General features: G+C 63.5%; 12 protein-coding genes, 1 tRNA gene and 1 pseudogene. 4 read left to right on the forward strand and 10 right to left on the reverse strand.

Going from position 1 to position 14,362, the window contains the following annotated elements; genetic code table 11:
* Window position 1: 1 nt before the first annotated feature.
* Together J7E83_RS05600 and gndA are read right to left on the reverse strand one after the other, a co-directional pair.
* Complete coding sequence (locus J7E83_RS05600; RefSeq protein ID WP_214959835.1) at window positions 2-835, reverse strand: oxidoreductase; 834 nt, start codon at window positions 833-835, stop codon at window positions 2-4.
* A 119-nt stretch (window positions 836-954) separates the two neighbouring features.
* Window positions 955-2,391: an NADP-dependent phosphogluconate dehydrogenase gene (gndA, locus tag J7E83_RS05605; protein ID WP_214959837.1), complete on the reverse strand. Its 1,437-nt coding sequence runs from the start codon at window positions 2,389-2,391 to the stop codon at window positions 955-957.
* Window positions 2,392-2,664: 273 nt separating this feature from the next.
* Here gndA and J7E83_RS05610 point away from each other — a divergent pair, with 273 nt between their 5' ends.
* Both J7E83_RS05610 and J7E83_RS05615 read left to right on the forward strand, forming a co-directional pair.
* The gene (locus J7E83_RS05610) at window positions 2,665-3,390 is read left to right on the forward strand and encodes a FadR/GntR family transcriptional regulator (protein WP_214959839.1); all 726 of its coding nucleotides are present in this window, start codon (window positions 2,665-2,667) and stop codon (window positions 3,388-3,390) included.
* 91 nt (window positions 3,391-3,481) lie between these two features.
* Window positions 3,482-4,546, forward strand: a complete 1,065-nt coding sequence (locus J7E83_RS05615; RefSeq protein ID WP_214959842.1) for a D-2-hydroxyacid dehydrogenase — start codon at window positions 3,482-3,484, stop codon at window positions 4,544-4,546.
* A 155-nt stretch (window positions 4,547-4,701) separates the two neighbouring features.
* Here J7E83_RS05615 and J7E83_RS21585 read toward each other — a convergent pair whose 3' ends face one another.
* The 8 genes and pseudogenes from J7E83_RS21585 to J7E83_RS05650 form a co-directional block, all read right to left on the reverse strand.
* Window positions 4,702-5,031, reverse strand: a complete 330-nt coding sequence (locus tag J7E83_RS21585; protein ID WP_396020494.1) for a hypothetical protein — start codon at window positions 5,029-5,031, stop codon at window positions 4,702-4,704.
* Between the two features lie 340 nt (window positions 5,032-5,371).
* Window positions 5,372-6,127: pseudogene (locus J7E83_RS21590) on the reverse strand (MFS transporter); the annotation flags it as partial.
* An 89-nt stretch (window positions 6,128-6,216) separates the two neighbouring features.
* Complete coding sequence (locus J7E83_RS05625) at window positions 6,217-7,014, reverse strand: IclR family transcriptional regulator (protein WP_214959844.1); 798 nt, start codon at window positions 7,012-7,014, stop codon at window positions 6,217-6,219.
* Window positions 7,015-7,257: 243 nt separating this feature from the next.
* On the reverse strand, window positions 7,258-7,548 hold the full coding sequence (locus J7E83_RS05630; RefSeq protein WP_214959846.1) for a hypothetical protein: 291 nt from the start codon (window positions 7,546-7,548) through the stop codon (window positions 7,258-7,260).
* 140 nt (window positions 7,549-7,688) lie between these two features.
* Window positions 7,689-7,761: transfer RNA gene (locus J7E83_RS05635), tRNA-Val, on the reverse strand.
* An 89-nt stretch (window positions 7,762-7,850) separates the two neighbouring features.
* On the reverse strand, window positions 7,851-8,771 hold the full coding sequence (locus J7E83_RS05640) for an NAD-dependent protein deacetylase (protein ID WP_214959848.1): 921 nt from the start codon (window positions 8,769-8,771) through the stop codon (window positions 7,851-7,853).
* 6 nt (window positions 8,772-8,777) lie between these two features.
* Window positions 8,778-9,281 carry a peroxiredoxin gene (locus J7E83_RS05645; protein ID WP_214959850.1) on the reverse strand — a complete coding sequence of 168 codons (504 nt, stop codon included), beginning with the start codon at window positions 9,279-9,281 and terminating at the stop codon, window positions 8,778-8,780.
* Entirely contained in the window at window positions 9,278-9,697 is a 420-nt protein-coding gene (locus tag J7E83_RS05650) for a DUF3052 domain-containing protein (RefSeq protein ID WP_214959852.1), read from the reverse strand. The genes J7E83_RS05645 and J7E83_RS05650 overlap by 4 nt, the downstream gene beginning before the upstream one ends.
* A 399-nt stretch (window positions 9,698-10,096) precedes the next feature.
* On the opposite strand from J7E83_RS05650, the gene aceE reads away from it, so the two are divergent.
* Both aceE and J7E83_RS05660 read left to right on the forward strand, forming a co-directional pair.
* Window positions 10,097-12,865, forward strand: a complete 2,769-nt coding sequence (gene aceE, locus J7E83_RS05655; RefSeq protein WP_214959853.1) for a pyruvate dehydrogenase (acetyl-transferring), homodimeric type — start codon at window positions 10,097-10,099, stop codon at window positions 12,863-12,865.
* Window positions 12,866-13,108: 243 nt separating this feature from the next.
* Window positions 13,109-14,353 carry a CdaR family transcriptional regulator gene (locus tag J7E83_RS05660; RefSeq protein WP_214959855.1) on the forward strand — a complete coding sequence of 415 codons (1,245 nt, stop codon included), beginning with the start codon at window positions 13,109-13,111 and terminating at the stop codon, window positions 14,351-14,353.
* Window positions 14,354-14,362: the final 9 nt, after the last annotated feature.

Genomic DNA, 14,362 nt, shown 5'->3' on the forward strand with positions numbered 1-14,362 from the left:
CTCATCCGGCCACCCGTTTGAGCACCGCCATCACCGCCGCATCAAAAAGCCGGTCTGGCAGGAGACGCCTGAGGCCCAGAATGACTGCCGCTCCCCTGCCCGCCGGATACCTGGTCCTGGGGCGCACGGAGGTGGCGGCGTGCAGCACAGCGTCGGCAATGACCTCCGGCAGCGTGGACGTCTCCGGCCGGTCCGTGGAAGCCAGCACGGCTGCCATCTCCTTGGCCTGGGCTGCGTAGGGACCCCGGCCGCTGCTGGCCAGCAGGCCCTGGGCGGAGATCCGTCCCCATTCACTCTGCGTGCTGGCCGGTTCGATGATGGACACAGTGATGCCGTGCGGCTTCAGCTCCAGCCGCAAAGCGTCGCTCATCCCCTCAACAGCGAACTTCGTTGCGTGGTACCACGAGCCCAGTGGCTCATAGAACTTGCCGCCGATGGATGAGATGTTGATGATCCTGCCCCGGCCGGCCTGGCGCATGGAGGGCAACACCAGCTGGGTCATCCTGGCGAGTCCGAAGACATTGACGTCGAACTGCCGCCGGCCCTCTGCCAGGTCCACCTCCTCCAACGCCCCGAACGAGCCATAACCGGCGTTGTTGACGAGGATGTCGATCGCGCCGCTCTCGTCCAGGACCCGGCCGACGGCGGTACGCATGGATTCGTCGTCCGTCACGTCGAGTGCCAGGACGTGCACGCCGAATGCCTTCAGCGGTTCCATCCTCTCCACCCTGCGCGCCCCTGCAAAGACGGTGAACCCGTGGCTGCTGAGTTTCTTCGATGCTTCGAAACCAATCCCGGCGGATGCTCCGGTGATGAGGGCTACTGGGTTGGCCATGCTGGACTCCCTGGATGGACGGACACCGCAGCCGGGAACACCAACGGCCGGCAGCTCCCAGAATATCCGGGAAGTGCCGGCCGCAGTTTGTGCAGCTTGTTGCTGAACCTGGCCCGAAGTTAGTGCGTGTCCACGGCTTCGATTTCGGACTTGTCTTCGCCCCAAAGCGTGTGGAACGTGCCCTCGGCGTCGATGCGGCCATAGGTGTGTGCACCGAAGAGGTCCCGCTGCCCCTGGATCACAGCGGCTGGCAGGCGCTTGCGACGCAGGCCGTCGTAGTAGGCGAGCGAGGAGGAGAAGACAGGTACGGGGATGCCCAACTGGACGGCGGTGGAGACCACGCGGCGCCAGGCGGGCAGGACCTCGGCGATGGCCTTGGTGAATGCCGGAGCGAACAGCAGGTTGGCCGGCTTGTCCTCGGCGGCGTAGGCCTTGGTGATCTCCTTCAGGAGCTCGGCGCGGATAATGCAGCCGCCGCGCCACAGCGAAGCGATCTCATCCAGCTTCAGGTCCCAGCCGTACTCCGTAGCCGCTGAGGTCAGCATGTCCAGGCCCTGGGCGTAGGAGACCAGTTTCGACGCGTACAGCGCCTGGCGGACGTCCTCGACGAAGCTCTCCGGAACCTCGACATTGATTTCCTCACCGGCCAACAACTCCTGGGCAAGTTTGCGCTGCTCCGCCTGGGAGGACAGCGCGCGGGCAAACACGGACTCGGCGATGCCTGAGGTGGGCGAACCGAGCTCAAGGGCGGAGATGACGGTCCAACGGCCGGTGCCCTTCTGGCCCGCGGCGTCCACGACTACGTCAACGAACGGCTTACCAGTCTTGGCGTCCACGTGCCCCAGGACCTCGGCGGAGATCTCGATCAGGAAAGAGGCCAGATCGCCCTTGTTCCACTCAGCAAAGATCTTGGCCTGCTCGGCAGGCTCGATGCCCGCGCCGGAGCGGAGGAGGTCAAAAGCTTCGCCGATAACCTGCATGTCTGCGTACTCAATGCCGTTGTGGACCATCTTGACGAAGTGGCCGGCTCCGTCCGTGCCAATCCAGGCACAGCAGGGCTGGCCGTCAACGTTGGCAGCGATCTTCTCGAGCAGCGGGCCCAGTGCATCGTAAGACTCCCTGGAGCCGCCCGGCATGATGGACGGGCCGTTGAGCGCACCTTCCTCACCACCGGAGACGCCGATGCCCACGAAGTGCAGGTCCTTCTTAGCCAGTGCGGCCTCCCGGCGGCGGGTGTCCTCGTAGTGTGAGTTGCCGGCGTCGATGATGATGTCGCCGGCTTCCAGCAGCGGTTCAAGCTGCTCGATGACCGAGTCAACCGGCTTGCCCGCCTTGACCATGATCAGGACCCGTCGAGGCTTCTCGAGGGAATCAACCAGTTCCTGAAGGGTTTCAGTCCGGACGAAGTCGCCGTCCTTGCCGTGCTTTTCGAGCAGTGCATCAGTCTTCTCGACCGACCTGTTGTGCAGGGCGACAGTGAAGCCGTTCCGGGCCAGGTTGCGGGCCAGGTTGGCGCCCATCACCGCGAGGCCGGTGACACCGATGTGTGCTGACATCAAAACTCCAATTCATTTCTGTGCATTGTGTGTGCAGTGGGTTCCGCACTTCCTGCGGAACACGCTCTTAAGGACCAGTGGCTTTCAATAAACCATATGTATTTCCGCGGACTACGGGAAAGTGGCGCCCACGTGGTGGAAAGCTGCGCGTCACATTCAGTCTAGAATGTCTCCGCCAGCCTGCTCCGCGCGTCCGGGCGTGCCGTTGACGGGCTGCCACGGTCGGATCCTTGTTGCCTGTCGGCAGCTCTTCCTCCGATTATGCTTACCCCTATGTCAACCAGCCTCCACCACCGTGCCATCGAAAATCTTGGCACCAGGATCGTCACCGGCAATCTTCCCGCCGGATACGTCATGCTGGCCGAACAGCTCGAGGACGAGCTGAAGGTGTCCCGCTCCGTCGTCCGGGAGGCGGTGCGGGTATTGCAGTCCCTGGGCCTGGTTGAGACCATCAAGCGGGTGGGGATCCGCGTCCTGCCGTCCAGGAGCTGGAACCCCTTCGACCCTTTGGTGATCCGCTGGCGCCTCGCGGGGGAAGGCCGCGGCGCGCAGCTGCGCTCCCTCGCCGAACTGAGGTCCGCCGTCGAGCCTGTTGCCGCTGAGCTGGCGGCGGTTAATGCCCCAGCAGAACTGAGACGCGAGCTGGTGGACATTTCGCACGCAATGCGCGACGCCGGCCACAGGGGTGACGTGCCCAGGTTCCTGGAGTTGGACATCCACTTCCATTCCCTTCTCCTCTCCGGTTCCGGCAACGAAATGTTTGCAAACCTGATGGGCCAGGTTGCCGAGACCCTGACCGGCCGTACGGTGCACGGCCTGATGCCCGACCATCCTCACGAGACCGCCCTGCAGTGGCACGTGGATGTGGCAGAGGCCATCGCGGCGGGCGACGGCACCGGGGCACGGGACGCATCGGACCGGATCATGCGCCGCACCATGGCCGAAATGGAACCGGCCTGGGCGGAGCAGCCACGGGTTTTTATTCCTGTGAGCCGCTGACCAGTCACCCCGCCGGTCCTCATGCCCTCCTTGGGTCCCGCGTTGTGTCTTACTGAAGGGAAGCTGTTCAGTATCCTAACCTTCATTCAGTATGATGAACAGCATGACGTCTGAGACCATCATCGCGATCGCCGTTCCGCTCGAAGCGGAGCTGGTCGACGGGATCCGCGCTGTCGATCCTTCCATTACCGTTCTCTACGATCCGGAACTTCTGCCTCCAGAGCGGTTTCCGGCGGACCACTCCGGCGATCCCGGTTTCCGGCGCTCTGCAGAGCAGGAGCAGCGCTACTGGGCCATGCTTAACCGCGCCCAGGTGCTCTATGGCTTTCCGAACGAGAACCCCGCGGGCCTTGCGCGGATTGCCCACGAAAATCCGCGGCTCCAGTGGGTACACGCCATGGCCGCCGGAGCCGGCGGCGCCGTCAAGGCGTCCGGCCTGGACCAGGAGACGCTTCAGAAGTTCAAAGTCACCACCTCCGCCGGTGTCCACGCCCTGCCCCTTGCCGAATTCGCCGCGCTCGGGATCCTCAACGGCTTCAAGCGCAGCGCCGAACTGGCACAGGACCAGGCCGCAAAGGTGTGGCCCGAACTGCGGACCCCAACTCGGCTGGTGAGCGGTTCCACCCTGGTGGTGGCCGGCCTCGGCGAAATCGGTCTTGAGACCGCCCGGATTGCGCGTGCGCTGGGAATGAAGGTCAGCGGCACCAAGCGGACCGTGGAACCGATCGAGGGCATCGAGCAGGTCGCGGACAATGATGGCCTCACCGGGCTGCTGGCCTCCGCCGACGCCGTCGTGAACACGCTTCCGGGCACCGTGTATACGGAAAAGCTCTTCAACCGCCGGATGTTTGCCGCAATGAAGCCCGGTACCGTCTTCGTCAACGTGGGACGTGGCACGGTGGTGGACGAGGACGCCTTACTGGAGGCCCTGGACAACGGGCAGCTCTCGTACGCCTGCCTGGACGTCTTTGCAGTGGAGCCCCTCCCCCAGGACAGCCCGCTCTGGAGCCATCCTCATGTCATGGTGTCGCCGCACACCTCGGCGCTCAGTGCGGCGGAGAACCGCCTCATCGCGGAGCGCTTCTGCAGCAACCTGCGGGCCTTCCTCGACGGCGGCGACCTCCTCCATGTGGTGGACCCTGTTCACTACTACTGACCCACATTCTCTCAAGGCAGTCGGCACCGGAGTCCGCGCAGCAGTAACAGGAAACCCAGCAGTAACACGAAACCCAGCACTACCAGGAAACGGCACCGCAGTAAGGCGGCCTCCCCGTTACGGGAAGACCGCCTTCTGACAGCGTCCTGGCAGCTTTAGCTTGCGTCCTCCAGGAGGCCCAGGTCGCGGCCCCTGGTCTCCGGTGTGAAGAACGTGGTGCCGAAGGAGATCAGCGCCAGTACCAACGAATACAGGGCAGGGACCAGCCACGAATGGTTGGTGGCGGCCAGCAGCGTCACGCCGATCAGCGGCGCAAATCCCCCGGCCAGGACGGCGGAGAGCTCGCGGCTCAGTGCCACGCCGGTGAAGCGGTGCTGGGAGCCGAAAAGTTCTGGCAGCAGCGCGCATTGCGGGCCAAGCATGGACTGCACACCCAGGGCGATGCCCATCACCATGACCACCCAGACCAGGGTGACATTGCCCATGGTGACCAGCTAGAACGCCGGAAGCGCGATGATGGCTTGGAAGAGGGCGCCGTAGCGGTACACGGGAATTCGACCGAACCGGTCAGACAGGGCGCCGAAGGTCACCACCATTACGGCTGCGAATCCCGCGGCAATCAGCAGGCCTGTGGGGCCGATGAACTTGTCCCCCGGAAAGACGCCAGCTGGCATGCTGATGAAAGAGATCAGGAGCGCCGAGTAGATCGAGGAATTTCCGTTTTCGCCCATCCGCAGTCCGATACCGATGAGCACGTTTCTTCTTGGAGTGCTTCCAGATCTGCCCCACGGGATTCTTGACCACGGCCTTGTGCTTTTCGAGCTCCTGGAAAACCGGAGTCTCCTTGAGGCGGAGCCGGATGAACACGGCGATCGCAATCAGGATGACGCTCGCCAGGAAGGGCACGCGCCACAGCCACCCAAGCAGGATGCCCTTGTCAGCCAATGCCATCAGGGCGAACGTGCCGGCCCCCAGCAGGGTGCCGAACTGGATGCCGACGAAAGGCAGGGAGGCAAAGAAGCCACGACGGCGGCGCGGGGCAACTTCTGAGATTAGTGTCGTGGCGCCTGCCTGTTCGGCGCCCGCACCCAGGCCCTGGAGGATGCGCAGCGCCACCAGCAGCACGGCACCGAGCATGCCGGCCTGCTCGAATGTAGGCAGGAGGCCGATTGCGAAGCTGGCCATTCCCATGATGCCGATAGTGAGGATGAGCACCATCTTCCGCCCAAACCGGTCTCCGATGTAGCCGAAGACCACCCCGCCGAAGGGCCGGGCAGCAAAACCCACGCCGTAGGTCGCAAAGGAAGCGATGACTGCGCCGCTTTCCCCTAGCGGTGAGAAGAAGAGCGGTCCGAAAATGAGGGCTGATGCCAGGCCGTAGATGTAGAAGTCGTAGTACTCCAGCGCGGATCCCACAGAACTGGCAAGAGTTGCCCTTCGCAGCTGTTCCGGATCGGCTACGGCGCCGTTCACATCAGCTTGCGGTGAATTGGTACGGGTTGTCACATGCACTCCCTCAAAAACACTCCAGAACCCCCGTTGGCCTGGTGGGACAGCGACGACGCCTGCCGCGTCGATCACGATATTGAACAGAGTACAGTAAGTTGAACAGGCCGCAAGAGGGCGTCACGCATTGCAGTGAAGCTCGTGCAAATAACACCAAAGGGGCGTCAGCCCATGGGATTGCCCAGTGAGCGGGCTAGTTCCTTCAGTTCCTTCACCATCAACGAGCCCTGCTCGGGCGAGTAGGTTGCCTTCAGGGCCGTGACGGACAGGCCGAGGCTGGGGCCGTGTGCGCCCCGGGTAGGCACCGAGACGGCCAGGCAGACCACACCCGTCGTTGATTCCTCATCTTCGAAGGCATATCCCTGAGCCCGGATGGTGTTCAACTGGAACTTAAGCTCGGCACCGGTCCTCAGCGACTTCGGGGTGAGTACCGGAAGCGCGGCATCATCCGGGAACATGCTCTCAATATCGTGATCGTGCAGGCGCGCCACCAGCGCCTTGCCCACCGCACACAGCGAAACGGGCATCTTATCGCCAATGTTGGACGTAAGCCGGACGGCTGGATGGCCCTCATAACGCGCCAGGTAGATCACGTTGGTCCCGTCAAGCATGGCAATGCGGACCGTCTCGCCGGAAAGTGTGGGCGCCTGTTCACAGTAGCGGTAGAACTCCTGCACCTCGTCGAGCCGGCTGAGGTAAGCGGCCCCTAGTTCCACTAGCTTGCGGCCCAGGGTGAACTCGGCTCCCTGCCGGTTGATGAGCCGGGCCTCCTCGAGGGCCAACAGCAGATTCGACGTTGAAGACTTTGGGATGCCCAATTCGCGGGCAAGATCACTCAACGTCAGCCTCCCCGTCGCTGACGTGGCAAGCGCCTCCATCACCGCAGCCGCCCGGGTGACAGCTGGCGCCGGTGACGCGCTTCCCAGCCCCTCGGAGGTTCGGGAAGTGCGGGAATCTGCCATGATTCTCCTTAGTAGCGGGCGCAATTGCTCTTCTGCATCTATCGTTCATTCCAGTGAACAACGACCATCCTAATGGCTAGTCCGGTTGGAAGCACGGTGTGTGTGCTGCGCAACATTTCAGGGGGGATGGTTGTGGTGTTTTTTGTTTCAGGAAGTTCACGGTATATTCATTTCAGACCCTCCACCGCGGCATCCCCCAATAGTCGCGGTGGAGGGTTTTCCAATGCCCGGGATTCCGGGTAGTCAGGCGACGTCCGCCACGGACTCCCTTAGCCTCCAGCCGCCGCCAAGACCGTCCCGCTCGAGCAGCATGGTGGTCAGGGCTGACCTCGCGTTGTTTCCCAGCCGGACCTGGACCTGCAGGACCTCGACATCAACCCGGCTGAGGCCCCGGGGCATCCTGCGCTGGGCCTCCCACCACCGCACCCGCTCAAACCATCTGACCGTCTCGGCACCTACGGCCCATTCGCGGCCGTTGCTGACCACCGCCGTCGGCATTCCGTTTGCTGCCGTTTTCACCACCACATGTTCCATACCCGAAACAGTAGGCAGCGGCACGGACAATTAGGGGCAACCCTCGAGCAGCCCGTCAGGCCCGCCGGCGGAAGCGGTCCTGCGGCGCAAAAACCCCGCCGCTCCAGCCTCATGGACCTGGAACAACGGGGTTTCGTCTGTGGGTCCTACCGGGATCGAACCGATGACATCCACGGTGTAAACGTGGCGCTCTACCAGCTGAGCTAAAGACCCAAAGTGCCGGCTCGCGCGTTCTCCACGCTTCAACCAACGAACATAGACTCTACCCGAACAGCGGGACCAAATGCCAATCGGCGCAGAGCCTAAAGGGGCGGCAGTTCGGCGGCCAACCAGGTCAGGGATTCGCTCACGCCGGCATCCAGCTTGATCGTTGCCCGGTCGTCCCCGCGGGTTTCGCCCCGGTTGATGATGACGACTGGCTTCCCGTCCTTCGCGGCGTGCCGGACGAACCTGAGCCCGCTCATCACTGTCAGCGACGACCCAGCAACCAGCATCGCACCGGCGTCGTCCACTATCGCGTATGACCGCTCAACGCGGTCTTTGGGCACGTTTTCGCCGAAGTAGACGAAATCCGGTTTCAGTGTCCCCCCGCAGGCGGGGCAGACGGCGACCACAAAACTGCTGATCAGCGCGCGGTCCTCCACGGTGGCGTCGGCGTCGGGTGCCATTTCCACCAGTCCGGACTGTGTAGCCTGCTCCAGAAACCCCGGGTTGAGCTCCTCCAGCACCGCAGCAAGAAGATGCCGGGAGTAGGTCCGCCCGCAGTCGAGGCACACCACCTGGTCGTACCGGCCATGGAGGTCCACCACATTGAAGCTGCCGGCATCCTCGTGCAGCCGGTCCACGTTCTGGGTGATGACGCCGGAGAGCAGCCCGCGGCGCTCCATTTCGGCCGCCGCGCGGTGCCCCGGGTTCGGATCGGCGTGCCGCAGGTGGGACCAGCCGACGTGGTTCCGCGCCCAGTATCGCTGGCGGCTGGCCGCGTCGCGGACGAACTCCTGGTAGGTCATGGGCGAACGCGGCAGGGAGCCGGGTCCGCGGTAATCCGGAATGCCTGAGTCTGTGCTCAGCCCCGCGCCCGTCAGCAGCGCTATGCGCTTTCCGGCCAGGAGGTCGCGGATTCTTTTCAATGCTTCGAGATCCCGGTCCGATGGGGCGGCAGGGCTGACGGCCGGCATGCTGGCGAAGCCTGTAAGTCCGACGCCATGCCGTTTCTGTTCCATCCGGAGTCAGGCCGGTCCCAGGCCCGCCAGAGCGCTGCGGTACTCAGCCAGCTCGCGTGCCTGGCCACGGGGGTTCACCACGACATAGCGGATTATGCCGGCTTCGTCGATGATGAAGGTTCCCCGCCGCGCCATTCCGCTCTCAGGGTCGAAAACGCCATAAGCCCTGGCCACGGCCCCATGCGGCCAGAAGTCAGCCAACAGGTCAAAGCCGTAGGCTTCCTTCTCCGCATAGGCCCTCAGGCTGAACTTGCTGTCCACCGAGATGGCAAGGACGGTGGCGTTGGCGTCTTCGAAGGAAGCAAGGTTGTCTCTGATTTCGCATAGTTCCCCAGTGCAGATGCCGGAGAACGCGAAGGGGTAGAACACCACCACCACGTTTTTTCCACGGAACGATGACAGACTGATCGGTTCGCCGAACTGGTTGGTGAGTTCAAAATCAGGAGCAGACTGCCCGACTGCGGGGACAACTCCCTGGCTGGCAACCGTCCCGGTGAGGGCTGATGTCACTTGTTCTTCCTGGTCACCAGCCGCGTTGCGCTCCAGTCCTTGGAGACGCCCACCGATGTGGTGCAGTGAAGCCCGGCTGTAGGGGCCGCTTCCTGGATCTCGGCCGGCGACACGTAGCCGGAACGGCCGGACTTGGGTGTCAGCACCCAGACCACGCCACCCTCTCCGAGTGTCGTCAATGAATCAACAAGGGTGTCGACAAGATCGCCGTCGCGGTCCCGCCACCAAAAAATAACAGCGTCCACGACGTCGTGGTCGTCCTCATCAAGGAGTTCGGAACCCGTGAGTTCCTCAATATCGTCACGTAAGTCGAAATCGACGTCGTCGTCGTAACCGAACTCCTGAATCAGATCCCCGTTTTTGAAACCCAATTTTTCCGCCACATTTACCGAAGTGGCGGCGTCGGCCTCGCTCACGTGTTCCTCCAATGCCTAATACATGCAGTGCGCATAGTGATTTCCATTACTCCAAGCCAACACCCTTTGTGCCTGCGCTTCAAGCTGCCGGCACCGCGATCCGCCATATTCTGCGTCACATCCTGCGCCCGCAACCCACATCGCAGCGGCTTTTCGTCACACAACCATTATGAGGGCGAAATACAACAGGGGTGCCACGGACGCGGCTACGCATCGCACTGCGGTCAGAGTTAGAGTGACTCATGACAACTATGCCTGCGGGGCGACCGCCCTGGAACTCAAGGCAGACATAGGCGTGATAGGACCCTGCCCGGCGCACATGACCGGGCTGTTGTAACCGATACGTCGCACACGTCGCATTTACGCCGGACAGTCACCCTGCCCGGCCTGAGGGCGCCGATGCATGCGCGCAAAGAGAGGTTGGACGTGGCTGCAGGAGAAGATACCTCCCATATCCTTAGCGGGTTGACTGACCAGCTGCCCGATCGTGATCCGGAAGAGACCGCCGAGTGGGTTGAGTCCCTGGATTCGTTGATCAAGGAGCGGGGCACGGAGCGTGCCCAATACATCATGCGGAGCCTGTTGCAGCGTGCCGGTGCGCAGAGCGTCGGGGTGCCCATGGTGACCACCACTGATTACGTGAACACCATCCCGGTGGACCAGGAAGCACAGTTCCCGGGTAATGAGGAGTTCGAGCGCCGGTACCGGGCGTACATGCGCTGGAACGCGGCGGTGATGGTGCACCGGTCCCAGCGGCCCAATATCGGCGTGGGCGGGCACATCTCGACCTACGCCGGGGCAGCCACGCTGTATGAGGTGGGTTTCAACCACTTCTTCCGCGGCAAGGACCACCCGGGCGGCGGCGACCAGGTCTTCTTCCAGGGCCACGCGTCCCCGGGAATGTACGCCCGCGCATTCATGGAGGGGCGTTTGTCCGAGGAGGACCTGGACGGCTTCCGGCAGGAGAAGTCCCGCGCCGGACACGCCCTCTCGTCGTATCCGCACCCGCGGCTGATGCCGCACTTCTGGGAATTCCCGACCGTGTCAATGGGCATCGGGCCGATGAACGCGATCTACCAGGCCCAGTCCAACAGGTACCTGCATAACCGGGGGCTAAAAGACACCTCCGACCAGCAGGTCTGGGCGTTCTTGGGCGACGGGGAAATGGACGAGCCCGAGTCCCGCGGCCTGCTCCAGCTCGCTGCGAACGAGAACCTGGACAACCTGAACTTCGTGATCAACTGCAACCTCCAGCGCCTGGACGGGCCGGTGCGCGGCAACGGCAAGATCATGCAGGAACTCGAAGCGTTCTTCCGCGGTGCGGGCTGGAACGTCATCAAGGTCGTCTGGGGCCGTGAATGGGACGAGCTTCTCACCAAGGACACCGACGGGTCGCTGGTGAAGATCATGAACGAAACCCTCGACGGGGACTACCAGACCTACAAGGCCGAATCCGGCGGGTTCGTCCGCGAGCACTTCTTCGGCAAGACCCCGCAGACCAAGGACCTCGTCGCGGACCTGACCGATGACCAGATCTGGAACCTCAAGCGCGGCGGCCACGACTACCGCAAGGTCTACGCCGCGTACAAGGCAGCGACCGAGTTCAAGGGCAAACCCACCGTGATCCTGGCCAAGACCGTCAAGGGCTACGGACTTGGACCGCACTTCGAGGGCCGCAACGCGACCCACCAGATGAAGAAACTCACCCTCGATGACTTGAAGAAGTTCCGCGACCACCTGCGGATCCCGGTCACTGACGAACAGCTGGAAAAAGACCCCTACCAGCCCCCGTACTACCACCCCGGCACCGGCGCCCCTGAAATCAAGTACATGATGGAACGGCGCTCCGCCCTCGGCGGGGCCGTCCCGGAGCGCCGCGCCAAGCACCAGGGCATCGAACTGCCCGACGCCAAGACCTACGAGGTCGCCAAACGCGGGTCCGGGAAGCAGCAGGCCGCCACGACCATGGCGTTTGTCCGGCTCCTGAAAGAACTGATGCGGGACAAGAACTTCGGCAAGCACATCGCCCCGATCATCCCCGACGAGGCCCGGACCTTCGGCATGGACGCGTTCTTCCCGACCGCGAAGATCTACAACCCCAAGGGCCAGAACTACCTCTCCGTGGACCGGGATCTCGTGCTGGCCTACAAGGAATCCCCCGCCGGCCAGCTTATCCACCCCGGCATCAACGAAGCCGGCGCTGTCGCGGCGTTCACCGCGGCCGGCACCGCGTACGCCACCCACGGCGTGCCTCTGGTCCCGGTCTACGTCTTCTACTCCATGTTCGGCTTCCAGCGCACGGGCGACGCGTTCTGGGCCGCAGCTGATCAGATGACCCGCGGCTTCATCATCGGCGCTACTGCAGGCCGGACCACCCTCACCGGCGAAGGCCTCCAGCACGCTGACGGCCACTCCCCCCTGCTCGCTTCCACCAACCCGGCAGTGGTCACTTACGACCCCGCCTACGGGTACGAAATGGGCCACATCATCCGCGATGGCCTCGAACGGATGTACGGACCGGAATCGGCAGACCGGAACTTGATGTACTACCTCACGGTCTACAACGAGCCCATCATCCAGCCCGCCGAACCCGAGGAACTGGACGTCGAAGGCGTCCTAAAGGGCATCTATCTGCTCGCCCCGGCAAAGATCGATGGTCCCCGGACCCAGATCCTGGCCTCCGGGGTCTCGGTTCCTTGGGCGCTGGAGGCACAGCAGCTCCTCGCCGATGACTGGGGTGTCTCGGCCGACGTCTGGTCCGTGACATCCTGGAACGAGCTGCGCCGTGACGGCATGGCTGCGGAAGAGGAGGCCTTCCTCAACCCCGGCCAGACCGCCCGTGTTCCGTTTGTGACACAGCAGCTCGCCGGTGCCACCGGCCCGGTCGTCGCAGTCTCGGACTACATGAAAGCCGTCCCGGACCAGATCCGCCAGTTCGTACCCAACGAATTCGCGTCCCTGGGCGCCGACGGCTTCGGCTTCTCCGACACCCGCGCCGCGGCTCGCCGCTTCTTCAAGAACGACATCCACTCCATCGTGGTCCGTTCCCTGGAAATGCTGGCACGCCGTGGTGAGGTGGACGCCCAGGCGCCTATTAAGGCGATCGACAAGTACCGTTTGCACAATGTCAATGCCGGCTCCACCGGCAACGCAGGCGGCGAGTCCTAGGAACCTCCCAGAGTTTTTGTCCAGATATTGCCCCGAAACGGGCGTGAAGTCCCGATAAGGGGACAAAAACTCAGCGAGAAGAGATAACGGCGGCCCTCACCGAAAGGCGGGGGCCGCCGTCGTCGTCTGCTGTCATCTGCGGTCCCCTGTTCGTCCGGCAGAAGACAACTGTGACGCACCACCAGCCGCGTTGTAGCCTTTGCACAAATGGAGGTTGGTGGACAGGCACCGTATGCTCAAAGAATGCCAGAGCCAACCACCCCGCCTGTGAAGCGCAAGCCGTCCTCGCGCGGCACGACGCCGGAGAAATCCGAAACCCTGAAAAAGCTCCGGGCGAGCGTGGGCCAGCTGTCCACCACCACAATGCGCCAGCTGGAAAAATCACTGCCCTGGTACAGCCGGCTTAGTTCCGACGAACGCTCGGCACTCGGCATGGTGGCACAGAACGGCATCGCCGCATTCGTCACCTGGTACGAACGCCCCAGTTCGCCGTCGTGGATCCTCACGGATGTCTTCGGCACTGCCCCCACGGAACTGACACGGTCCATCAGCCTCCAGAAGGCCCTCCAGCTCATCCGGATCGTGGTTGAAGTCGTGGAGGACCAAGTCCCTGTCATTGCCCCCGAAGCTGACCAGCCGTCGCTCCGGGAAGCGGTCCTGCGCTACTCACGCGAAGTCGCCTTCGCCGCAGCGGACGTCTATGCGAGGGCTGCCGAATCCCGGGGATCGTGGGATACGCGGCTGGAAGCACTCATCGTTGACGCCATCCTGCGCGGCGAGAACACGGATGCCTTGCGTTCCAGGATCGCTGCCCTCGGCTGGAAAGCGCAGGAGCGTTTCACTGTGATGGTAGGGAATTCGCCCTCTGAACCCAGCGCGAGCTACGTCAGCGAACTCCGCCGGACCGCCGGACGCTATGCCGAGGACGCCCTGGTCGGCATCCAGGGTGACCGGCTTATCCTGATCCTGGGCGGTGTCCAGGACCGCGAGACGGCTTACCTGAAGCTCAGCGAAATGTTCGCGCCCGGGCCTGTCGTCTACGGGCCTGAGGCCAGCTCCCTGCTTGAGGCCAGCGGCTCTGCACAGTCCGCCTTTGCCGGTCTCACCGCCGCCCGCGCCTGGCCGTCCGCACCACGCCCGGTGGCAGCCGACGATCTATTGCCGGAACGCGTCATCTCCGGAGACGACGCCGCCCGCCGGTCCCTGGTCAAGAACATCTACCGTCCGCTGGTGGCGGCCTCCAACGGGCTCGTGGAGACGCTGGGCACCTACCTTGAGCTGGGGCATTCCCTCGAGGCGACCGCCCGCGAACTTTTCGTCCACGCCAACACTGTCAGGTACCGGCTGAAGCGCGTGTGTGACGTCACTGGCTGGGACCCGCTCCTTCCCCGGGAGGCATTTGTGCTCCAGGCGGCCCTCGTTGTGGGCCGGCTTTCTGCACCTCCGAAAGCTCCCGCGGAGCGTCATCCGGCGCGGAACCAGAGTTGATGCGTTGTA

The sequence above is a fragment of the Arthrobacter sp. ISL-48 genome (assembly GCF_018613805.1).
In the GTDB taxonomy this organism is placed as follows: domain Bacteria; phylum Actinomycetota; class Actinomycetes; order Actinomycetales; family Micrococcaceae; genus Arthrobacter.